Source organism: Methylobacterium nigriterrae, assembly GCF_037106235.1.
Lineage (GTDB): Bacteria > Pseudomonadota > Alphaproteobacteria > Rhizobiales > Beijerinckiaceae > Methylobacterium > Methylobacterium nigriterrae.
Map to the genome: position 1 here is coordinate 1 of NZ_JBAWTG010000453.1, position 766 is coordinate 766.

General features: G+C 66.2%; 2 pseudogenes. Both read left to right on the plus strand.

Going from position 1 to position 766, the window contains the following annotated elements:
- A pseudogene (locus WDW90_RS37700) lies at nt 1-85 on the plus strand (IS5-like element ISMex42 family transposase); the annotation flags it as partial.
- Between the two features lie 3 nt (nt 86-88).
- Nucleotides 89-673 (plus strand): annotated as a pseudogene (locus WDW90_RS37705) (DDE-type integrase/transposase/recombinase); the annotation flags it as partial.
- Nucleotides 674-766 lie beyond the last annotated feature (93 nt).

Consider the following 766-nt stretch of genomic DNA (forward strand, 5'->3'; position numbering starts at 1 on the left):
CATCGCAACCCGCTACGAGAAGACAGCTTCAAGCTTCATGGGCGTTCTCTCGCTCGCAGCCGCTCTGGACTGGCTCAAGAGCTAACAGGCCGTAGTGAACCGGGTTCTGCGCTCGCGCGGCGAGCCCGTCATCAACGCCAAGCGCGCGCTACGCATCCTGCGGGCGAACGGGCTCACCCTCGCGCCGCACACTGCCCGCCGTCCCGGCCGCACCCATGACGGAGTCGTCGTAGCGCTACACTCGAACGTGCGATGGTGCTCGGACCATCTCGAACTGCACTGCCGAGACGGCGCAGTCGTGCGGGTGCTGTTTGCCATCGACGCCTGCGATCGCGAGATCATGGCTTGGTCGGCGACCACGGCGGGTGTCTCGGCCGAGATGGTCTGCGACCTGATGATTGCCTGCGCCGAGCGCCGGTTCGGCGCAACGAAGACACCGCATCCGGTCGAGTGGCTGTCCGACAACGGCTCCGCCTACATCGCCAAGCAGACCGCTCAAACGGCCGCTGCGCTCGGCCTGCGGTTGCTGTTCACGCCGGTGCGCTCGCCCCAGAGCAACGGCATCGCGGAGGCGTTCGTGAAGACGCTCAAGCGCGACTACACTCGCCTCACGATCCTGCCCGACCCCGAGACTGTGATGCGGCTTCTGCCCGGCTGGTTCGAGGACTACAACCTCTCAGCACAAGACCCATAGTACCGGCGGTGGCGACGACGGTGTCGTCGTCTACGGGTGGCATCCGTGGGCTGGGCGTGCGGTTCGCCTTCA